The following is a 19,776-nucleotide window of genomic DNA, read 5'->3' on the forward strand; positions in this document are numbered from 1 at the left end:
TTCGCCGGCCTTCATGCCACCGTGGGCGAGCCGAACTTCTTGATGCCGGCGACCGACATCGAGACGAACTGGTCGAGGATGGCGAAGAAGATATCGAGGCTGAAGCCGAACAAGAAAGCGAAGGTGAACAGGCTGAATCCTATGCCGGTCACCTCGCCGCCGAGCTTGGTCCCCGGCGCCATGAACCAGGCGAGGATCATGCCGGCAAGCCCGCCGAGCGCGATGCGGTGAATGAGCCGGGACAGCGACGGATTGGGCAAAAGCGGGTTCAGGATCATGCGCATGTGGAACATGATGCCGCCAAGCGCGCCGTAAAGCGCGGGCAGGATCCACAGCGCATAGGGGCTGAGGACCTCGCTGAGCGTCTTGGCCTGCAGTGTCAGCGTCGAAATCGAATTCGGCGTGATGGTGATGACGCCTTCGCACTGCAGATCGCGCGTCGCCTCATCGAAATCGGCGTTCACATCTTCGGCCTGGCCGGCGATGCCGGTGGCGCTTACGGCTTGCGTGCCGCCTTCGGTATTGCCGTTGTTCTTGCAATCGAAATCCGACTGCTTGAGCGGCTGGCTGTTCCCGGCCCCGCTTTGCTGTTGCGCCAGCGCGATTTGCTGACCGCAGAACTGGTCTATGGCCATCTGCCGGGGGTTGGAGAAATCGATTGGCGCGCCCGCCTTGGCCGACGAAGCCGAAAGCTTGCAATAGGCCCATTGCATGCCCCAGAGCGGGAATGGCGCTTCCTGTGTCATGAACCCCTGCGCCCGCACCAGCAGCGAGGAAAAACGTTGATCGAGCGAATGCAGGCTGTCGACGGAATTGTAGTAGGCATCCTTGAGAAGCGTCAGATCGGTCGCCGACGCCTGCTGGGCGGCGGCCGAGCTCAATTGCTTCTTCGTCGCCCAGACCTGCCGGATCGACTGTCCGAACCGGGCGCTGAAATCGTTGTTATCGATCTCCTGCAGTTCCGCATTGATCGAAACCCCCCTGTTGTAGACATAGGTCAGCTTGCCGATGATGATCATCATCGTCACCGACAGGGCGATCAGAAAATAGGTTGCCAGCGCGGTCCGCCGCGACATGTCGCCGGGCGACCAGCCGGTGCGGAGCGCGGCCAGCGTGGAAAACGGCACGGTGTTGGAGCAGTCGTTGAACACTGTCTGAAGCTTGACGACCTCGGGCTGGCTTGCGGTCGCGCCATTGAGCTTTTCCGCATCGCCGATGGCGGCGAAGAGGGCGCTGTCCTTGAACACGCCGTAGCGGCCATAGCCGGCAACCAGCTTTGCGTCGGCGAGCAACCCTGAGACAAGAGGATCGTGGGACGTCGTCATCGCTTCCCCCGACGACTAGCCCAGATAGCCCGGCACGAAGCCATATTGCGACGGGCATCCGCAGGGATAGCCGGGCGGCCCGGGCGGCTGCGCCCAGCACCAGAAGAATTGGGTGACGCAGATCGTCCCCGGCGCATGCGGCGGGACTTGCGCAAGAGCGGGCCATGGCAGCAGCGCCGCGCCGACGGCGAGGGCCAGGGCCAGGACGACCATGGTTCGTGCAACGCGCGCCTTCAATCCAGCCCCCAAAAAGCCAACCGCGCTTACTCACATGCGCGGTGACTTTCCGAAAATACCGGAGCGACGTCCGTGAAATGGCTCACGCTCTGCTGGATATTTGGCGCCAAGAAAAAGGCGCCGCATGCAGGCGGCGCCTTGCCGTCCGAAAGCGGTTCAAGCTAGGCGGCATTACGCTGCAAGGCACGCTGGTTCGATGCATAGATCGTGTCGCGCTCAGGCAGAGCGCCGGTCTTCAGGCAATCGATCCACTCGGCGGTCTTCAGCACCGCGGCGAAGCGCGACTGCAAGACGACGCTCACCACCCGGTGGATGTCCTCTGCCGATGCATAGCCGGCGTTGTTGGCATAGGGCACCGAGCCGCTGGCATCGGAAAGGAACTCGACGGCAAAGCCCATGTGAACCGCGTGGATGATGGTCGACAGATCGCAATTGTGGGTCATGTAACCGACGACCGCGATCGTATCGATGGCGTTGGCGCGCAGCCACGCTTCGAGATCCGTGCCGGTGAAGGCCGAAGGCAGCATCTTTTCGACATAGTGATCGCGGCCGCGCCTGGCGATCTCGGGATGCAACTCGCCGCCATGGCTGCCCTTGGCGAAGATCGGCGAGGTCTCGGGCGCCATCTGCCTGACGACGACGATCTTGATGCCGGCCGCCGCGGCGGCATCCATGGCGCGCGCAACATTGGCGATCGTCTCGGTGAATGGCGGATGTTGGATGGCGAGATTGCCGCCATTGTAGTCGTTCTGAACATCGACGACGACAAGCGCGCGGCGTGGCTGGGTGGCGGGAGCTGACATGGCGGTTTCCTTTCGATCGTGTTGATGGGTCAAAGCTAGTCGGCTGGTTCGGCTCCAGAAAGTGGCCCGATTGACATCATTCGAAAGAATTGGGACATTCGACTTTCAACGGAACGATATTTGTCATGAAGAACCCGATCATCGCCGCCGTCGCCTTCGACGGCATCAGCCCGTTTCATCTCTCCGTGCCGTGCCTGGTGTTCGGCGCGGACCGCACCAAGCTCGGACTGCCGCGCTTCGACTTCCGTGTCTGCGCGATGGAGGAGGGACCCATTCATACCGATGCCGGGCTGAGCATCCTGGTGCCGCATGGACTTTCCGCGCTAGACGAGGCCGACATCGTCATCATTCCGAGCTGGAAGGATCTCGAGGCTCCGCTGGCCGCGCCGTTCAAGGATGCGCTGCGACGCGCGCATCGGCGCGGCGCGCTGATCGTCGGCTTGTGCCTCGGCACCTTCGCCATTGCCGGCGCTGGATTGCTGGCCGGGCGCAACGCGACCACCCATTGGGCTTATACCGACCGGTTGCAGGCGCTGCATCCCGATCTCGCGATCGACGCGGACGTGCTCTATGTCGACGACGGCGACATCATCACGTCGGCCGGCGTCGCCGCCGGGCTAGACTGTTGCCTGCACATCGTGCGCGCCCGCTATGGCGCGGAGGCCGCCCTTCGGCTTGCCCGCCATGTCGTGCTCTCGCCGCACCGGCAAGGCGGGCAGGCACAGTTCATCGAGCGCCCGCTTGCGCCGACGCCGAACGCGGACCGGTTCACGCGTGCTCTCGACCGGGTGCGGGCAACGCTCGGCGAAACGCACAGTCTCGACAGCGTCGCCGATAGGGCCGGCCTCACGCGCCGTACCTTCACGCGCCGCTTCCAGAACTCGATCGGCACCAGTTTCGGCGGCTGGCTCGCCGACCAGCGCGTGGCACTGGCGCAAAGGCTGCTGGAGCAGACGGACAAATCGATGGACATGGTGGCCTTCGAAGCGGGCTTCGGCAGCGCCACGTCGCTGCGCCAGCATTTCGCCGCGCGGCTCGGAACCTCGCCGATGCGGTACAGGCGCGAGTTTTCGGGGCGGGTCGATCAGGACGAGCACATGAAGCAAGCGTCTTGAGAACAGCAAGGGGCACCACGTCAACGCGGCGCCCCTTGCATTCTCCAGTCTCATTCTTCAGGCAACGTCTTCCGGTGATGGCGCGCGTTTCCGGCCGGTGACCATCGCCCGAACCAGGTTCTCGCCATGGCGCAGGCTTGCCAGAACCACGCCGCCGACATGCAGGCCGATCAGCACCAGGATACCATTGCCCAGAACCTTGTGCGTGTCCTCAACCCAGGCCACGCCCCACCAGGCGTCGGTGGTCTGCATCCATCCGGTCAGCGCAATTCCCGCGATGCAAATCACAAGCGCCAACACCATGGCGCCGCCAGCAGGATTGTGGCCGAGATATCGCCTCTCACGGCCATGCGCCACGTCGGCGAGATACGATCGCACCATGCGCGGTCCGCGCACGAATTGATCGAAGCGCGTATACCCGGACCCGGCCAGCCCCGCGACCAGGCGCGAGGCGATCAGGACTCCGGCGCAATAGCCGGCCAGCTCATGCACCTTCATGATTTCCCCGGAAGAAAGCCACGCCACGGCAATGCACAGAACCAGCGACCAGTGGAAGAGGCGAACATAGGAGCTCCAGACCCCGACCGAGGTTTCCTGTGTCGAAACGGTGGCGTTCATGGCGATCAACCGTCGTCGGAATCGGCGCCGACCGACTCCAGCGTCTTGGGATTGAACACGCCTTCCAGCCTCTTGCCGCTGGCGTCGACCGCCTTGGCTTCGTAGCAGCCGTTTTCGGTCTTGATGCTGCGGACCTTCCAGCCCTCTCCTTCCAGCTTCTTCTGCAATGCCTCGCGCGGCTGCCACTGGTCGGTCGGCACGTTGCATCGGTCTGCTGCGAAGGCTGGCGCGGCCAGGCCCAGCGCCAGCGCGGTCAGGACGATTGTTCTCATATCGGTTTTCTCCATCGGTTGATTCCGATGCCGAAAACCTGCGACCGGAAGCTGACAGCAGCCTGAATGCCGGCCTGTTCGTGCAAATGCCGCACTTGGAGAGCAGACGCGCCGATTGATGGGGCTGGCGTTCAGGCTACTGTCAGTATCGTTCTGCATGGGATGGATGGTTAGGCTGCGGAGGCGGCGTGCGTGTTCTGTTGATCGAGGATGATCGCGTGCTGGGTGAAGCCGTGCGCGACCACGTGGCCGCCGATGGCCATGCCGTCGATTGGAGCGGCACACTTGAGGAAGCCCGTGAGCATTTGCGTGTCGTGACGTATCAGCTGATGCTGCTCGATCTGCATTTGCCGGACGGCAAGGGTCTGGAATTCCTCAAGGTTTTCCGCCGCGACGGCCACCGCACTCCGGTCATAATCCTCACCGCTCGCGATCAGCTCTCGGACAGGATAGACGGGTTGAATTCCGGTGCGGACGATTATCTGGTCAAGCCATTCGATCTGGGCGAATTGTCCGCCCGCCTGGCGGCGGTGGCGCGCCGCTATGTCGGGAACCCCAACCCGCTCATCCGGATCGGGCCGGTCGAGGTCGACACTGCCCATCGCCGCGTTCTGGTCGGCGGCAAGGAGATCCAGTTGACCGCCCGCGAATGGACCGTGCTGGAACAATTTCTCGGCCGGCCAGGCGTCACGGTCAACAAGGGTCAGGTAGAGGACGCGCTTTACGCTTTTGGCGCCGAGGTGGAGAGCAATACCGTCGAGGTCTATGTGAGCCGCCTGCGCAGAAAACTCGGCCGCGACGTGATCGCGACCGTGAGGGGGCTGGGCTATCGCCTTGTGGCCCGATGAGCTGGCGATTCAGCCTTGTCGGACGGCTGGTCGCCTCGTTGATCTTCGTAACCGTCATGTTTGGAGTTGTGGCAGCCGCCACCGGAACCTTCACGCTTCATCGCGAAATCAACGAGGCCATGGACAATTCGATGCAGGAGGCGGGCCGCAGGTTGCTGCCGCTCGTCATTGACGACCTCTTTGGACGCGAAACGCTTCAGCCTCCGCGCGAACTGGCGGAGGCCGTCTCGCAAGAAGAAGATGGCCAACGGCTGATCTACCAGGTGCGGGACAGCCAGGGTCGGATAATGCTCCATTCCCACGGCGCGCCAGCCACTCCGCTGACGACCGGGCTCACGCGAGGCTTCTCGCAAGAGGCGGGATGGCGCGTCTACACCGAGCCGGCGGTAAGCGGCACCTTGTTCGTCCAGGTCGCCGAGAGCGACGAGCGCCGCAACGAAGAGACGTTGGAAGCCGCCGCCGGCTTCCTCGTGCCGATGATTGCCCTGACACCGCTCAGCGCGATACTTGCCTGGCTGACCCTGACACGGTTCATGCGCCCGATCGGAAAGCTGCGTGCCGACATCAGCGCCCGCGATGGCGACAATCTCGCCGCGATCGACACCGAGCATCTCCCCGTCGAGCTTGCGGCAATCGCCAAGTCGGTCAACAGGCTGATGCGGCGGCTCCACATGGCAATGGAAGCCGAAAAGGAATTCACCGCCAACGCCGCCCACGAACTGCGCACTCCGATCGCCGGAGCGTTGGCCCAGGCCGAGCGGATGATCGCCGAGGCAACCGACGATGCGGGTATGAAGCGCCCGCGACAGATCAAGGCGGCGCTCGTCAGCCTGTCCAACCTTTCGGAGAAACTCATGCAACTGGCGCGCGCCGATGCCGGAATTGCCGCCGGAAAATCGGCTGATCTGGGCGCAGTGGTTGCGCTTGTGGTCGCGGATTTGGAGCAGCATGCCGAGAACAAATCCCGGTTGAGCCTCGAAAGGCCGTCAAAACGCCCGGTGGAGGTGGCCATCGACCCCGATGCGCTGGCGATCGTGACGCGCAACCTGATCGAAAACGCCCTTCGACACAGCGCCCAGAATCGAATGGTGGTGATACGGATCGACGACAGCGCGGGGTTACGCGTGATCAACGAAGGTCCCGTCGTGCCGGCGCCCGACAAGTTGCTGCGACGCTTCGAACGCGGAACGACGCCTTCTGGCGGCTCGGGTCTCGGCCTGGCGATCGTCGGCAAGATCCTACAGCAGACTGGCGCGGCACTGAGCCTGAATTCGCCGGCATCGGGCCGCGAAGACGGTTTCGAGGCGACGATCCGGTTTGCTCCCGCCGCGGCAACTCCTCCCGCCGCGGCAATTCCAGGAACCCTGCGCGACGGTTTTCCGTCAGGAAGCGCATAGAACAGCATACCGGAACGCTCGAACCGCAGTGCGCTCAGCGAGGCGCAACGCCTCGCGCCGGGTTGCCGACGACGGTGGTGTTCGCCGGCACGTCGCGCGTCACCACCGCACCCGCGCCAACGATGGCGCCCTCGCCTATGCTGACGCCGGCGAGGATGACCGCGCTGCCGCCGATCCAGGCATTGTCGCCGATCGTCACGGGCCTGGCGATCTCCAGTCCGGCCAGCCGGCCGGAGGCCTCGCGATGATGCTCGGCGCAGTAGATCTGCACATTGGGCCCAAGCAGCGATCCCTTGCCGATGCGCACCGGCGCGGTGTCCAGGATGGTGCAGGCGGCATTGAGGAAGACGCCATCGCCGAGGAACAGGTTGAAGCCATAGGCGCAATGGAACGGCGCCTCGATGCGAGCCCCCTCGCCCGCGCCGCCGAGCAGCGCCCGCAAGGCCGGAGCGATATTGCCGCGCCGCCGGGGCGGCAGGCCGTTGTGCTCGAACACCGCATCGCGCGCGGCAACGCGCAACGTCTCCAGCTCATCGTCGATGCAGGTGTACCATTCGCCCGCCGCCATCTTCATGCGTTCGCTTGTCGTCATGGTGGCACCTCCAGGTTTCGTCTGCTGCCAAAGCATAATCGCCAAAGCATAATCGATCGTCTGACAAAAGCCCCGTAGCCAAACGCTTGGCTTATGCTAGCCTGCCGTTGCGAGACCATGCGACGGTCTCAATTTGGGGGGTCGATCATGCTTTACATTCTTGCACTGCTGATAGGCGTCATTGCCGGCCTGCGCGCCATGACCGCGCCCGCCGCCGTCGCCTGGGGTTCCTATCTCGGCTGGCTCCCGGTCGCAGGCACCTGGGCGAGCTTCATGGGTCACTGGATTGCCGTCGGCATCTTCACCATCCTGGCCATCGTTGAGCTGGTCACCGATCAGCTGCCGTCGACGCCGAGCCGGAAAGTGCCGCAGCAATTCGGCACCCGCATCGTCGTCGGCGCCTTCTGCGGCGCAGTCATCGGCGCGACCGCCGGCGCCACCATCGGCGGCCTGGTCGCGGGCGCGATCGGCGCGGTGATCGGCACACTGGGCGGCGCCGAAGCGCGCGGCCGGCTGGCCGCCGCTTTCGGCAAGGATCCGCCCGCCGCCTTCATCGAGGACGCGGTCGCGATCATCGGCGGGCTGCTCATCGTGGCGGCGGTCGCATGAGCGCAAAGAGCTTCGACGCCATCGTCATCGGCGCCGGCCAGGCCGGCCCGCCGCTTGTCGGCCGGCTCGAGGCCGCCGGCATGAAGGTCGCGCTGGTCGAGCGCAAGTTCATCGGCGGCACCTGCGTCAACACCGGCTGCATGCCGACCAAGACGATGGTGGCGAGCGCCTATGCCGCGCATCTCGCCCGCCGCGCCGCCGACTACGGTGTCGCGCTCTCGGGCCCCATCGGCGTGGATTACGAGCGGATCAAGGCGCGCAAGGACAAGGTCACCAACGACGCCCGCGGCAATCTCGAAAAATGGATCGCCGGCATGAAGGGCTGCACGCTCTATCGCGGCCATGCGCGTTTCGAATCCGCCGACACTGTGCGCGTCGGCGATGAGTTGCTCACGGCGCCAAAGATCTTCCTCAACACCGGCGGCCGCGCCTCGGTGCCCAACCTGCCCGGCGTCAACGACGTACCCTATCTCACCAATGCCTCGATGATGGACCTCGATGTGCTGCCCAGCCATCTGATCGTCGTCGGCGGCAGCTACATCTCGCTCGAATTCGCGCAGATGTTCCGCCGCTTTGGCTCCGAGGTCACGGTGATCGAGAAGGCGCCGCGGCTGACCGGCCGCGAGGACGAGGACACGTCTGCGGCCATCCTGTCCATCCTCGAAAACGAAGGCATCGACGTCCATGTCGGCGCCGGCGATATAAGCTTCGCCAAACAAGGCAGCGACATCGCCGTCACCTTCTCCGCCGACAAGCCGCCGGCCATCGGCTCACATGTGCTGCTGGCGCTCGGACGCGTTCCGAACACCGACGATCTCGGCCTCGACAAGGCCGGCGTCGCGGTCGATCAGCGCGGCTTCGTCGTCGTCGACGACCAGTTGCGCACCAATGTGCCCGGCATCTGGGCGATGGGCGACTGCAACGGCAAGGGCGCCTTCACCCATACCTCCTACAACGACTTCGAGATCGTCGCCGCCAACCTGCTTGACAACGATCCGCGCAAGGTCAGCGACCGCATCGAAGCCTATGCGCTCTATATCGATCCGCCGCTTGGGCGCTGCGGCATGACGGAAGCCGCCGTGAAGAAATCCGGCCGCCGCGCGCTGGTCGGACAGCGGCCGATGACGCGTGTCGGCCGCGCGGTCGAAAAGGGCGAGACGCAAGGCTTCATGAAGATCCTGGCCGATGCCGACACCGGCGAAATCCTCGGCTGCTCGGTGCTCGGACCGGGCGGCGACGAGGCTATCCACTGCGTGCTCGACCTCATGTATGCCAAGGCACCGATCTCGACGCTGGCGCGCGCCATGCACATCCACCCCACCGTCTCGGAGCTGCTGCCGACCATTGCCCAGGAGCTGAAGCCGCTGGCTTAGAGTAAGTCCAGGAAAAGTGCGAAGCGGTCAGGCTCGGCGACTTCGCCGCAGCCGTGAAACAAAGATCTCTGAGCCCAGCCGGGCGCTCTTCCGTTTCTGCATTGCTGCGTTGCAACAATGGCGCTTGTGCGCCGGGCATATCCAGCCCCAGTCTAAATTTTGAACCGATTCAGTCCGGACATCCCATGCCGCTGCCGATCCTAGCGCTCGCCATTGCATCCTTCTGCATCGGCACCACCGAATTCGTTATCATGGGCCTGCTGCCGGAAGTCGCGGCCGACCTCGGCGTCTCGATCCCGTCCGCTGGCCTTCTGGTAACCGGCTATGCGCTGGGCGTCGTCTTCGGCGCGCCGATCGTCGCCATGGCAACCGCCCGCCTGCCACGCAAGCCGGTGCTTGTCGGCCTTGCCACCCTCTTTGTCATCGGTAACCTCTTCTGCGCCATCGCGCCGAACTACTGGCTGCTGATGGCCGCGCGCGTCTTCACCGCTTTCGGCCACGGCGCCTTCTTCGGCATCGGCTCCGTCGTTGCAGCGAGCCTCGTGCCGCGCAACAAGCGGGCGAGCGCGATTGCGCTGATGTTTGCCGGGCTGACGCTCTCCAACATACTCGGCGTTCCGGCCGGCACGGCGCTTGGCGAGGCCTTCGGCTGGCGCGCCACTTTTCTTGCCGTCGTCGGCATCGGGCTGGTCTCGGTCGCGGCCATCGCCTGGCTGGTGCCTTCGGATGTCACCGAACCGAGCGGCGGCGGGCTGATGGGCGAACTGCGTGTGTTGCGCAGGTTGCAGGTCTGGCTGGCGATGCTGATCGCCTCGCTCGCCTCCGCCAGCCTGTTCGCCGTCTTCACCTACATCAAGCCTTACCTCACCGACGTCTCCGGCCTGTCGACGGCGACCGTCACCTGGGTGCTGCTACTCTTCGGCGCCGGCATGACCATCGGCAATATCATCGGAGGCAGGCTGGCGGACTGGAAGCTGATGCCGACGGTGATCGCCACGCTGCTCGCCATGGCCCTGCTCTTCGTCGTCTTCACCGAGCTCGGCGCCATCGCAAGCGTGGCTGTCGCCATCGTCTTCCTGTGGGGCATGCTGATCTTCATCGTCGTGCCGCCTTTGCAGATACGCGTCGTCGAAGCGGCTGCCGAAGGACCGAACCTTGCCGCCACGCTCAACCAGGGCGCCTTCAATGTCGGCAATGCCGGCGGCGCCTGGATCGGCGGCCTCGCCATCTCCTGGGGCGTATCCTACGCCAACCTGCCGCTGGTGGGCGCGGGGCTCGCGCTTCTGGCCGTCGCCGTGGCCGTGCTGTCGCAGGCGCTCGACCGCCGCACGGTCCTGCAGCCACAACCGGCTGAATAAGGCTCGGCGTCTTCGCCGTAGCAGCTCGGCGTCTTCGCCGTAGCCACCCTGCCCCGACAGCACGGCACGGCTGGACCACTCGACAGCCCAATCGCAAAAATGCATGGGTGAAACCTCTTCACGCGGAGGTATCCCATGCAGAAGACGATCGAGCGCATCGCCGGCGACAGCGAGGGTGTCGTTTACGAATTTCCGGTCCTGCGCTTCGAGGGCAAGGACAAGGCGGCTCCTTCCGCCTATCTGCAGGCGGCGCTGCATGCCGGCGAGCTGCCGGGCGTCGTCGCCATCGACGCGCTGATGCCGATGCTGGCCAAAGCGGAGGCCGAGGGCCGCATCAAGGGTCCGATCACCATCGTGCCCTGGGCCAATCCGATCGGCCGCGCGCAATATCATTTCGGCGAGCATCAGGGCCGCTTCAATCTCGGCACCCGGACCAACTTCAACCGCTCCTTTCCGTTGCTTGCCGCGCCCGACGCCAGGCTGTTGCCCGATGTCAGCCTCGGCGGCGCCGATCGCCGGCTGAAGAACCGGCTCGTCCAGCTCTCCCTCGGCAACGACATCGTCCTTGACCTCCACTGCGACGACGAAGGCCTTGCCTATCTCTACATCCACACCAGCCTGTGGCCGCATATGGCCGACTGCGCGGCCGCCATGGGCGCCGAAGCCGTCCTGCTGTGGAGCGAAGACAACACCGGCACCTTCGAAGGCGCCTCGATCATGCCCTATCAGAACGTGCCAGCGAGCGTCGCGCGCTTCGACCGCCGCGCCGTCACCACGGTCGAATATCGCGGCATACTCGACGTCGATGGCGCCCTGGCCGCGGCCGATGCCGCAGGACTCTACCGCCTGCTGGTGACGCGGGGCGTCGTTCGGGACCCGTCCGTACCGAAATTCGAGAAATTTTCCGGCCCTGTCGTGCCGCTGGAAAACATCGACATGATGCCTTCGCCCAGGGCCGGCGCGATCCTCTACGACGTCAAGCCCGGCGACCGCGTCAAGAAAGGCGACAGGCTGGCGACGATCGTGCATGCGCCCGGCGAGGCCGGCGGCCGCACGGAAGTGTTTGCGCCGCAATCAGGCTTCATCCTGACCCGCCGCGCGCGCCGCATCATCCGCGCCGGAGAGGATCTTCTGAAGCTCGCCGGCGACGCCAGGAGCAGCGACGCGCGCTCCGGCACGCTGGAAGACTGAGGATCTCATCCATCGATGAGCACCTCGGATCAGAGACCGCGCAGGCTCTCCAGATGTGCACATGGACATGGTCGCCGGCGGCGACGGGCGCCGTCGTCGGCAGATCAAATTCATAGTTGCTGAGCCTAAACACGATCCCTCACCAGTCCCGCCGCGCTGAATGGCTGCTCGCCTGTCTCGGCCGGACCGCGCGAGATATCGAAACCGGCTCCCGCTCTCTCGCGCCGCGCACGAAGGTGGCAGGCGATCTGCGTCGTCCGGTGAGTTTCCCGATTCCGCTTGCCGATCCAGTCATTCGCCGCTATGGGAGTCGCCATGAACATGCGTTCGAACAAGACCGTTTGGTGGTGGGCTCGCTGACAGCGGCCTGTTCGTGCGTGTGCGCGTGAAAGTAGAGGGTGGCCGCAACGGAATGTCCGGGCGGCCATTTGTTTTTTAAAGCCATTCCCGGGTCCGTTGCCCAAAACGCTGATGGAGACGGCAATGACGACTAAAGTTCTGGACAACGGGGCGGAGCGTTTCGTCACCGCGGGTGGCGTGACGATCACCCGTGAACGCCACGACCGGCCCTATGAAGGCGCGATCGATGCCTATGTCGACGGCCTGAATTCTCGCCGGGGCGCAGTGTTTTCCTCCAACTACGAATATCCGGGCCGCTACACGCGCTGGGATACGGCCATCATCGATCCGCCGCTGGTCATCTCCGCGCGGGGCCGCACGATGCGCATCGAAGCGCTGAACAAGCGCGGCGAAGCGCTGTTGCCCGTGATCGGCAAGGCGCTTGCCAGCTTGAGCGAAGTGACGATCTCCGAGACCTCGAAGACGCTCATTCGTCTCGATGTGGCGAAACCCGGCCGCGTCTTCACCGAGGAGGAGCGCAGCCGCGTTCCGTCGGTCTTCACCGTGCTTCGCGCCATCACTGCGCTGTTCAAGACCACCGAGGACGCCAATCTCGGCCTTTACGGCGCCTTCGGCTACGACCTGGCCTTCCAGTTCGACCCGGTCGACTACAAGCTCGAGCGCAAGGAAAGCCAGCGCGACCTCGTGCTGTTCCTGCCCGACGAGATCCTCGTCGTCGACCATTATTCGACCAAGGCCTGGACCGACCGCTACGACTATTCGGGCGAGGGTTTTTCGACCGAGGGCTTGCCGCGCGACGCCCATGCCGAGCCGTTCAAGACCGCCGACCGCATCCCGCCGCGCGGCGATCATGAACCGGGCGAATACGCCAACCTGGTGCGGCGCGCCATGGAGAGCTTCAAGCGCGGCGACCTGTTCGAAGTCGTGCCTGGACAGATGTTCTACGAGCGCTGCGAGACCCAGCCTTCAGACATCTCGCGCAAGCTCAAGTCGATCAACCCGTCGCCCTATTCCTTCTTCATCAATCTCGGCGAAAACGAATATCTGATCGGCGCCTCGCCCGAGATGTTCGTGCGCGTCAACGGCCGCCGCGTCGAGACCTGCCCGATCTCGGGCACAATCAAGCGCGGCGACGACGCCATTTCCGACAGCGAGCAGATCCTGAAGCTGCTCAACTCGAAGAAGGACGAGTCCGAGCTCACCATGTGCTCGGACGTCGACCGCAACGACAAGTCGCGCGTCTGCGAGCCGGGCTCCGTGCGCGTCATCGGCCGCCGCCAGATCGAGATGTATTCGCGCCTGATCCACACCGTCGACCATATCGAGGGGCGGTTGCGCGAAGGCATGGACGCTTTCGACGCATTTCTCTCGCATGCCTGGGCGGTCACCGTCACCGGCGCGCCGAAGCTGTGGGCCATGCGCTTCATCGAGCAGAACGAGAAGAGCCCGCGCGCCTGGTATGGCGGGGCGATCGGCATGGTCAACTTCAACGGCGACATGAACACCGGGCTGACCTTGCGCACCATCCGCATCAAGGACGGCATCGCCGAGGTGCGCGCCGGCGCCACGCTGCTTTTCGACAGCATTCCCGAGGAAGAAGAAGCCGAAACCGAACTGAAGGCATCCGCCATGCTCTCCGCCATCCGCGACGCCAAGACCGGCAACGCCACCGGAACCGAGCGCACCACCGCGCGCGTCGGCGACGGCGTCAACATCCTGCTGGTCGACCATGAGGACAGTTTCGTCCACACCTTGGCCAACTACTTTCGGCAGACCGGCGCCAATGTTTCCACGGTGCGCTCGCCGGTGCCCGAAGAGGTCTTCGAGCGGCTCAAGCCCGATCTCGTCGTGCTGTCGCCCGGACCGGGCACACCGAAGGATTTCGACTGCGCCGCCACCATCAAGAAGGCGCGCAGCCGCGACCTGCCGATCTTCGGCGTCTGTCTCGGCCTGCAGGCACTGGCCGAGGCCTATGGCGGCGAGTTGCGGCAGTTGCACATCCCCATGCATGGCAAGCCGTCGCGCATCCGCGTCTCGAAGCCCGGCATCATCTTCTCCGGACTGCCAAAGGAAGTGACCGTCGGCCGCTACCACTCGATCTTCGCCGACCCGGTGCGCCTGCCCGACGGTTTCGTGGTCACCGCCGAGACCGAGGACGGCGTCATTATGGCTTTCGAGCACCGCAAGGAGCCGATCGCGGCGGTGCAGTTCCATCCGGAATCGATCATGACGCTCGGTCACAATGCCGGCATGCGCATCATCGAGAACATCGTCGCGCATCTGCCGCGCAAGGCCAAGGAAAAGGCCGCTTAGAAAAGATGGCGCAAACGCTGGACACGACAGCGGCCGCGGCGAAAGCCGCGACCCGGGAGAAGGTCGCCAGGCTTGCCTTCTGGTCGATCGTCGTCGCCTGTGTCGTGCTCGTCTTGAAGCTTGCCGCCTGGTACATCACCGGCTCCGTCGCGCTATATTCCGACGCGTTGGAATCGATCGTCAACGTGATTGCCTCGGCCGCCGCCTTCTGGGCGATCCAGGTCAGCTACAAGCCCGCCGATCAGGACCATCCCTTCGGCCACCACAAGGCCGAGTATCTTTCAGCGGTGCTGGAAGGCGTGCTGATCGTCGTCGCGGCGCTGCTGATCCTCAACGAGGTCTGGCAGTCCTGGCAGCATCCGGCTCCGCTCGAACAGCCCTGGGAAGGCCTTGCGGTCAACGGCGTCGCGACGGTCATCAATGCGATCTGGGCCTGGACGTTGATCCGCACCGGCCGGAACGCGAAGTCGCCCGCGCTTGTCGCCGACGGCCAGCACATCATGACCGATGTGGTGACATCCGTCGGCGTGTTCGGCGGTCTTGTCGGCGCCGTGCTCACCGGCTGGCAGATCCTCGATCCGGCGCTTGCCGTCATCGTCGCGCTCAACATTCTGTGGCAGGGCTGGCATGTCATCGGCTCGTCGATGAACGGGCTGATGGACCGCGCCGTCGACAATCACGAGCACATGCAGATCCGCGACATCATCTCGGCCAATTCGAAGGGCGCGCTCGAGGTCCATGATCTCAAGACGCGCATAGCCGGGCGCGCCACCTTCATCGAGTTCCACCTCGTCGTCGATGCCGACATGACGGTCGGCGCCAGCCATGTCATCTGCGACCGCATCGAGGATGCGCTGAAAGCCGAAATACCCTCGGTGCGCGTCACCATCCATGTCGAGCCGGACGACGAGGCCAAGCTGCCGAAAGGCACCACGGCGGTGCCTTTCGCCTGAGCGCTAACCAAGGCCTGTCGAGATTCAGGTCAGGCCGAGTCGAGAACGATGGCTTCCGAGAACCGGCGCGGAGCGTACTTAAAAGTACGTGAGCACCGGAAGCGCAGGAAGCCACCGTTCGCAGGCCGGCCTCACCTGAATATCGGCAGGCCTTACGGCGCGCAGGCCGACTGTGGCAGTGGCTGCAGCCGATACACCTTGTCGTCGGACCTGGTCTTGCCATTCGCCGCCTTCGAGCAGAGATCGAGGACCGCCACCGCATTGTTGGGGTTCGCGACCATCATCGTGCCGTTGGCGCCGCGCTTGAGGAAAATCTCCTTCTGCGAGATGTCGCAGGAAAAGTCGCTCATCTTCGAGCTGGCCGAACAGCGCCACTGGTCGGCCTCGCCCTGGCAGGAATAGGTCTGCGTGACCTTTTTCCCTTTCTGTCTCGTCGTCACCGAAACGGCGATATCGGCGCCGTCGGGCCAGTTCGCGGCATCGCCGCCGGCGGCGAAGGAGGCAAGCTCGACAGGTCCGCGGAAGATGCGGATCGATTGCGTGAGCTGGTTGGGATGCGACTTCAGATGCGCATCGTCGTAGTCACGCCCGAAGCAGAAGGGCTGATCGGGCTTCAGCCGCACGCGCAGCGGATCGCCAAGCGCCGGGTCGATCGGATCGATGCGCGCGAACTCCGCCTTGCAGCTGTCGGCCGGCATCGGATCCAGTTTGAAATTGTCGTCCTCGCTGCCCAGCGCCTGCTTGGCGTATTCCGCTTTGCCGAGCTGTTCTTCCGAATCCGGGTCGAGATAGACGTCTTGCGACAGGCCGGACAGAAGCAGCTTTCCCTTGTCGTCGACTTTCAGCGAAGCCAGCGTGCGGTCGCAATCCATGCCGCAGTGGACGCCGCTCGCCTTGTCGCTTGGATCCTCCTTGTTGCACCAGCTGCTTGCCCATTCCGGCTTCTTGGCGCCGCGCGCCGTGGTGGTGAGGAAGCCGTTATAGGAAGTATCCTGGTTGGCGGCCGGTTCTTCGTTCGGCCGGCTCACCGGGTCATGGCCGTAGAGGAAGAAGATGCGAGCCACCTTCTGATGCGGATGCGCCTTGAGATGGGCGGCGTCGTAGACGCGGCCGAAGCAGGCGTCGGCGCCGGTCGGGCTGAGCTCGGGAAGCTTGGGCGGCTGTTCGGCGCGCGCCGCGCTGGCAAAAGCGGCAAGGGCGGCGCAAAGCGCCACGCCCGCCATGGTCCTCGCCACCATGGTCCTCGATGTCATGTGATCCTCCTCCACCGACAGGGCCGGGATATGCTAGTCTAGGAGTGCCGCCTGGACCACGCAAAATCGCGCGAGCGGGCGGGCGAACGGAGGATACGATGCTGCGCCGTGACATTTTTCGTGCCGGTCTCGCAGGCGCCACGGGCCTGTTCGGCCTGAGCCGGGCAAATGCGGCAACACCTGAGGGGCGGCTGAAAGTCGCCTATCACCTCAGCGACGCGGACAAGGTCAACTTCGTCCTCGGCAACATCAAGAACCACTATGAAGGCACCGGCGGCAATGTCGATATCGTGCTTGTGGTGCACGGTCCGGCTCTGGCTGCCTTCAAGTCCAAGGGCGCTTCCGGCGCTGTTTCCAGCCGCTTCGCCGGCCTGGTCCAGCAGGGACTTGTCCCGCAAGCCTGCGGCAACACCTTGCACGGCATGGATATCACACTGACCGACCTGCTGGCGGGCTTCGAGCTTGCCGAGAAGGGCGGCGTCGTGAGGCTCGCCGAGTTGCAGCACCAGGGCTATGTCTATCTCAGGCCCTGAATGCGCGCGGACTTGAAGGCCAGGCCGACAATGGCCTACGAAGGATGGCAGCCCGGAGGCCAGCCGACATGACGACACTTGCCATCCTCGATCTTGCCGGCAAGGCGGTGCTGGTCACCGGCGCTTCGACCGGCATCGGCGCGGCCCTTGCCCGTGCTTACGCGGCGCAGAAATGCCGCGTGGCGCTGCATTACAACGCGAGCCTAGCGCCCGCCGAAATCGTGGCCGGATCCATCCGCGACGATGGCGGCGAGGTGTTTCTGGTCCAAGGGGACTTTTCGAAACCTGCCGACGTCGAGCGTGTCGTCGAGGAGAGCGCAAACCATTTCGGCCGGCTCGACGGCCTGGTCAACAATGCCGGTGGCATGCTCGGCCGCGTCGCTTATGCCGATCAGGACGAGGCGCAGTACGACGCGGTCATGGACCTCAATGCGCGCTCTGTCCTGACCGCCTCGCGCAAGGCGATACCGTGGCTGAAGCGCCAGGGCGGCTTCATCATCAACACCACTTCGATCGCCGCCCGCAACGGCGCCGGCGGCGGCGCCGGCCTCTATGGTTCGTCCAAAGCCTTCGTCTCCAACGTGACGCGCGGCATGGCCAAGGAATTGATCGGCTTCGGCATCCGCGTCAACGCCGTGGCGCCGGGCACGATCCTGACGCCCTTCCACGAACGCTATTCGAACGCCGAGCAGATCAAGGCGATGGTCGCCACCATACCGCAGGGCCGCGCCGGGACGCCTGAGGATTGCGTCGGCGCCTATCTGTTCCTGTCGTCCGACCTGTTGAGCGGCTACATCATCGGCCAGGTGATCGAGGTCAACGGTGGCCAGTTGATGCCGTGAGCGGTCGACTGCATACTCGGTGCAGCGCGCAACCTGGAGGGAGAGCAAAGGCATGTACGGACTGATCGGCAAGATGCGGGCGGCGCGCGGCCAGCGCGATGCGGTCATGGACGTGCTGCGCGAAAGCACCGGCGCCCTCCCCGGTTGCCTGAGCTACATCATCGCCATCGATCCGGTCGACGCCGACGCGATCTGGGTCACCGAAGTGTGGACCGACCAGGCGAGCCACAAGGCCTCGCTGCAATTGCCGGAAGTCCAGGCCGCGATCGCCAAGGCGCGTCCCTTCATCGCCGGCTTCGAGTTCCAGGTCGAGACCAACCCGGTCGGCGGCTTTGGACTTCCCGCGCCGGAAAAGGCCGGCTGACTGGGGAACAGCTCTATCGTTTGTTGGAGCACCTAATGCGGACCGTGAGCATCCACCATGCAAGACTAATTTATCACGTCTGGTAGACCAGGCCGCCGGAGGTGAGCCGTTTATCATCACCAAGGCAGGCAAGCCGTTGGTCAAGGTCGTGCCTATCGGTCAACCTACCGCTGCACAGATACGGCGTGTGGGCTTTATGGCTGGCCAGTTTTCCAGCCCCGAAAGTTTCGATCGCATGGGTGGCGAAGGATCGAAGCGTTGTTTGGCATGGACAAGTGAGGGTGTTGCGGCCCTGCCAACGAGGTGCCACGGGGGTTCGCATTCCCGGCTCCGGGTCTAAGACCAAAAGGTGGACTCCTCACCAGAGCGCCCTCGGACGCGGCGCTTCTGGAGCGCATGGCGCGGAATCTCCTTCGTCATGGCCTTGCAGTCGGCGCGCTTCCTGGTCGTGCTGCTCATTGGGCCAAGCGTAGCCAGACTGGTGGCGCGAAACGTCAGGGGCTGATCCGGGCTATCCAATGCCAAAGCATTCCAGCAAAGTGCTCGGCGGTTTTCCGTCCGGAATTGCGTAAAAACAGAAAATTGGAGCAGGTCGGCAATCCTGTCGGGATGCTGAATTGCTCTAAAGAAGCAGGGGAATTGCCGATGAACCGCCGTTTGAACGCCGTCGATCTTTCCGGCCGCATCGCCGTGGTGACGGGCGGCGCGCAAGGCATCGGCCTTGCGGTCGCGCGACGCCTGCTGTCGTCGGGCGCCGGTGTCGCTATCTGGGACGTCGACCAAGCCGCGATGGCCAAGGCCGCCGCCGAACTCGCGTCGCTCGGCCGCGTCGAGGCCATCCTTTGCGACCAGTCGCAGATCGAGGCCGTCGACCGCGCCGCCACTGAGACCGAGCGGACGCTCGGCCCCGTCGATCTCCTGGTCAACAATGCCGGCATTGCCGGGCCGGCGGCGACGGTGGTGGACTACGATCCCGCCGCATGGCGCCAGATCGTCGATATCGATCTCAACGGCGTCTTCTATTGCTGCAAGCGCCTGGTGCCCGGCATGATCGCGCGCAATTACGGCCGCATCGTCAACATCTCCTCGGTGGCCGGCAAGGAAGGCAATCCCAATGCCGCCGCCTATTCCGCTGCAAAAGCCGGCGTGCTAGCGCTGACCAAGTCGCTCGGCAAGGAGCTCGCCGGCCACGACATCGCCGTCAACGCGCTGACCCCCTCGCCCGCTCGCACCCGCATTCTGGAGCAACTCACCGAGGCCCAGGTCGCCTATATGCTCGGCAAAGTGCCGCGCGGCCGCTTCGTCGAGGTCGAAGAGGCCGCCGCCATGATCGTCTTCATGCTGTCGGACGAGAACTCCTTCACCACCGGCGCGACCTTCGACCTCTCCGGCGGACGCACGACCTACTGACCGCAAACTC

Annotated in this window: 20 protein-coding genes and 1 pseudogene; 14 read left to right on the top strand and 7 right to left on the bottom strand. The window is 64.4% G+C overall.

Annotated features, from left to right (window positions below; all coding sequences use genetic code 11):
- Positions 1-11 precede the first annotated feature (11 nt).
- The 3 genes from FJ424_RS13525 to FJ424_RS13535 form a co-directional block, all read right to left on the bottom strand.
- Positions 12-1,325 carry a hypothetical protein gene (locus FJ424_RS13525; RefSeq protein ID WP_140653294.1) on the bottom strand — a complete coding sequence of 438 codons (1,314 nt, stop codon included), beginning with the start codon at positions 1,323-1,325 and terminating at the stop codon, positions 12-14.
- A gap of 15 nt (positions 1,326-1,340) precedes the next feature.
- Complete coding sequence (locus tag FJ424_RS13530) at positions 1,341-1,574, bottom strand: hypothetical protein (protein ID WP_140653292.1); 234 nt, start codon at positions 1,572-1,574, stop codon at positions 1,341-1,343.
- Positions 1,575-1,723: 149 nt separating this feature from the next.
- Positions 1,724-2,365 carry a cysteine hydrolase family protein gene (locus FJ424_RS13535; RefSeq protein WP_140653290.1) on the bottom strand — a complete coding sequence of 214 codons (642 nt, stop codon included), beginning with the start codon at positions 2,363-2,365 and terminating at the stop codon, positions 1,724-1,726.
- Between the two features lie 125 nt (positions 2,366-2,490).
- On the opposite strand from FJ424_RS13535, the gene FJ424_RS13540 reads away from it, so the two are divergent.
- Positions 2,491-3,480 (top strand): helix-turn-helix domain-containing protein, encoded by a 990-nt coding sequence (locus tag FJ424_RS13540; protein ID WP_140653288.1) that lies wholly within the window; start codon positions 2,491-2,493, stop codon positions 3,478-3,480.
- 57 nt (positions 3,481-3,537) lie between these two features.
- Here the strand turns inward: FJ424_RS13540 and FJ424_RS13545 are convergent, their stop codons facing one another.
- Both FJ424_RS13545 and FJ424_RS13550 read right to left on the bottom strand, forming a co-directional pair.
- Positions 3,538-4,098, bottom strand: a complete 561-nt coding sequence (locus tag FJ424_RS13545) for a cytochrome b/b6 domain-containing protein (RefSeq protein ID WP_140653286.1) — start codon at positions 4,096-4,098, stop codon at positions 3,538-3,540.
- A 5-nt stretch (positions 4,099-4,103) separates the two neighbouring features.
- Positions 4,104-4,370, bottom strand: coding sequence for a PepSY domain-containing protein (locus FJ424_RS13550; protein ID WP_140653284.1), 267 nt, complete (start codon positions 4,368-4,370; stop codon positions 4,104-4,106).
- Between the two features lie 188 nt (positions 4,371-4,558).
- Here FJ424_RS13550 and FJ424_RS13555 point away from each other — a divergent pair, with 188 nt between their 5' ends.
- Together FJ424_RS13555 and FJ424_RS13560 are read left to right on the top strand one after the other, a co-directional pair.
- On the top strand, positions 4,559-5,218 hold the full coding sequence (locus FJ424_RS13555; RefSeq protein WP_140653282.1) for a response regulator: 660 nt from the start codon (positions 4,559-4,561) through the stop codon (positions 5,216-5,218).
- A 68-nt stretch (positions 5,219-5,286) separates the two neighbouring features.
- Positions 5,287-6,615 (top strand): ATP-binding protein, encoded by a 1,329-nt coding sequence (locus FJ424_RS13560; protein WP_246677235.1) that lies wholly within the window; start codon positions 5,287-5,289, stop codon positions 6,613-6,615.
- A gap of 34 nt (positions 6,616-6,649) precedes the next feature.
- Here the strand turns inward: FJ424_RS13560 and FJ424_RS13565 are convergent, their stop codons facing one another.
- Positions 6,650-7,207: a sugar O-acetyltransferase gene (locus tag FJ424_RS13565; protein ID WP_140653278.1), complete on the bottom strand. Its 558-nt coding sequence runs from the start codon at positions 7,205-7,207 to the stop codon at positions 6,650-6,652.
- A 147-nt stretch (positions 7,208-7,354) separates the two neighbouring features.
- Between FJ424_RS13565 and FJ424_RS13570 the strand changes: the two genes are divergently transcribed.
- The 6 genes from FJ424_RS13570 to FJ424_RS13595 all read left to right on the top strand — a co-directional run bounded on the left by FJ424_RS13570 (position 7,355) and on the right by FJ424_RS13595 (position 15,364).
- On the top strand, positions 7,355-7,816 hold the full coding sequence (locus FJ424_RS13570; RefSeq protein ID WP_140653277.1) for a DUF4126 domain-containing protein: 462 nt from the start codon (positions 7,355-7,357) through the stop codon (positions 7,814-7,816).
- Entirely contained in the window at positions 7,813-9,189 is a 1,377-nt protein-coding gene (locus FJ424_RS13575; protein WP_140653275.1) for an FAD-containing oxidoreductase, read from the top strand. Before FJ424_RS13570 ends, FJ424_RS13575 begins: the two co-directional genes overlap by 4 nt.
- Before the next feature lie 185 nt (positions 9,190-9,374).
- Complete coding sequence (locus FJ424_RS13580) at positions 9,375-10,547, top strand: MFS transporter (RefSeq protein ID WP_140653274.1); 1,173 nt, start codon at positions 9,375-9,377, stop codon at positions 10,545-10,547.
- 135 nt (positions 10,548-10,682) lie between these two features.
- Positions 10,683-11,738 carry a succinylglutamate desuccinylase/aspartoacylase family protein gene (locus tag FJ424_RS13585; RefSeq protein ID WP_140653272.1) on the top strand — a complete coding sequence of 352 codons (1,056 nt, stop codon included), beginning with the start codon at positions 10,683-10,685 and terminating at the stop codon, positions 11,736-11,738.
- Between the two features lie 483 nt (positions 11,739-12,221).
- Positions 12,222-14,411: an anthranilate synthase gene (locus tag FJ424_RS13590; protein ID WP_140653270.1), complete on the top strand. Its 2,190-nt coding sequence runs from the start codon at positions 12,222-12,224 to the stop codon at positions 14,409-14,411.
- A gap of 5 nt (positions 14,412-14,416) precedes the next feature.
- Positions 14,417-15,364: a cation diffusion facilitator family transporter gene (locus tag FJ424_RS13595; protein WP_140653268.1), complete on the top strand. Its 948-nt coding sequence runs from the start codon at positions 14,417-14,419 to the stop codon at positions 15,362-15,364.
- A 152-nt stretch (positions 15,365-15,516) separates the two neighbouring features.
- Here FJ424_RS13595 and FJ424_RS13600 read toward each other — a convergent pair whose 3' ends face one another.
- Positions 15,517-16,617 (bottom strand): hypothetical protein, encoded by a 1,101-nt coding sequence (locus FJ424_RS13600; RefSeq protein WP_140653266.1) that lies wholly within the window; start codon positions 16,615-16,617, stop codon positions 15,517-15,519.
- 98 nt (positions 16,618-16,715) lie between these two features.
- Between FJ424_RS13600 and FJ424_RS13605 the strand changes: the two genes are divergently transcribed.
- The 5 genes and pseudogenes from FJ424_RS13605 (at position 16,716) to FJ424_RS13625 (ending at position 19,766) form a co-directional block, all read left to right on the top strand.
- Positions 16,716-17,150: a DsrE family protein gene (locus FJ424_RS13605; protein WP_140653264.1), complete on the top strand. Its 435-nt coding sequence runs from the start codon at positions 16,716-16,718 to the stop codon at positions 17,148-17,150.
- Between the two features lie 68 nt (positions 17,151-17,218).
- A complete protein-coding gene (locus FJ424_RS13610; RefSeq protein WP_181182024.1) occupies positions 17,219-17,992 on the top strand; it encodes an SDR family oxidoreductase in 774 nt (257 codons plus the stop codon).
- A 52-nt stretch (positions 17,993-18,044) separates the two neighbouring features.
- Entirely contained in the window at positions 18,045-18,356 is a 312-nt protein-coding gene (locus FJ424_RS13615; protein WP_140645698.1) for a putative quinol monooxygenase, read from the top strand.
- Positions 18,357-18,391: 35 nt separating this feature from the next.
- Positions 18,392-18,635: pseudogene (locus FJ424_RS13620) on the top strand (type II toxin-antitoxin system prevent-host-death family antitoxin).
- A gap of 378 nt (positions 18,636-19,013) precedes the next feature.
- On the top strand, positions 19,014-19,766 hold the full coding sequence (locus tag FJ424_RS13625; RefSeq protein WP_140653388.1) for an SDR family NAD(P)-dependent oxidoreductase: 753 nt from the start codon (positions 19,014-19,016) through the stop codon (positions 19,764-19,766).
- The last annotated feature ends 10 nt before the right edge of the window (positions 19,767-19,776 follow it).

Origin of the sequence: Mesorhizobium sp. B3-1-8 (genome assembly GCF_006439495.1) — a bacterium.
In the GTDB taxonomy this organism is placed as follows: Bacteria; Pseudomonadota; Alphaproteobacteria; order Rhizobiales; family Rhizobiaceae; genus Mesorhizobium.

Excerpts from the sequence above, each read along its gene's own strand:
- FJ424_RS13595 (WP_140653268.1), top strand. The coding sequence starts at position 14,417 with ATGGCGCAAACGCTGGACACGACAGCGGCCGCGGCGAAAGCCGCGACC.
- FJ424_RS13615 (WP_140645698.1), top strand. The coding sequence starts at position 18,045 with ATGTACGGACTGATCGGCAAGATGCGGGCGGCGCGCGGCCAGCGCGAT.
- FJ424_RS13565 (WP_140653278.1), bottom strand. The coding sequence starts at position 7,207 with ATGACGACAAGCGAACGCATGAAGATGGCGGCGGGCGAATGGTACACC.
- FJ424_RS13575 (WP_140653275.1), top strand. The coding sequence starts at position 7,813 with ATGAGCGCAAAGAGCTTCGACGCCATCGTCATCGGCGCCGGCCAGGCC.
- FJ424_RS13525 (WP_140653294.1), bottom strand. The coding sequence starts at position 1,325 with ATGACGACGTCCCACGATCCTCTTGTCTCAGGGTTGCTCGCCGACGCA.
- FJ424_RS13580 (WP_140653274.1), top strand. The coding sequence starts at position 9,375 with ATGCCGCTGCCGATCCTAGCGCTCGCCATTGCATCCTTCTGCATCGGC.
- FJ424_RS13585 (WP_140653272.1), top strand. The coding sequence starts at position 10,683 with ATGCAGAAGACGATCGAGCGCATCGCCGGCGACAGCGAGGGTGTCGTT.
- FJ424_RS13545 (WP_140653286.1), bottom strand. The coding sequence starts at position 4,098 with ATGAACGCCACCGTTTCGACACAGGAAACCTCGGTCGGGGTCTGGAGC.
- FJ424_RS13540 (WP_140653288.1), top strand. The coding sequence starts at position 2,491 with ATGAAGAACCCGATCATCGCCGCCGTCGCCTTCGACGGCATCAGCCCG.
- FJ424_RS13605 (WP_140653264.1), top strand. The coding sequence starts at position 16,716 with ATGCTGCGCCGTGACATTTTTCGTGCCGGTCTCGCAGGCGCCACGGGC.
- FJ424_RS13570 (WP_140653277.1), top strand. The coding sequence starts at position 7,355 with ATGCTTTACATTCTTGCACTGCTGATAGGCGTCATTGCCGGCCTGCGC.
- FJ424_RS13610 (WP_181182024.1), top strand. The coding sequence starts at position 17,219 with ATGACGACACTTGCCATCCTCGATCTTGCCGGCAAGGCGGTGCTGGTC.
- FJ424_RS13550 (WP_140653284.1), bottom strand. The coding sequence starts at position 4,370 with ATGAGAACAATCGTCCTGACCGCGCTGGCGCTGGGCCTGGCCGCGCCA.
- FJ424_RS13590 (WP_140653270.1), top strand. The coding sequence starts at position 12,222 with ATGACGACTAAAGTTCTGGACAACGGGGCGGAGCGTTTCGTCACCGCG.
- FJ424_RS13600 (WP_140653266.1), bottom strand. The coding sequence starts at position 16,617 with ATGACATCGAGGACCATGGTGGCGAGGACCATGGCGGGCGTGGCGCTT.
- FJ424_RS13535 (WP_140653290.1), bottom strand. The coding sequence starts at position 2,365 with ATGTCAGCTCCCGCCACCCAGCCACGCCGCGCGCTTGTCGTCGTCGAT.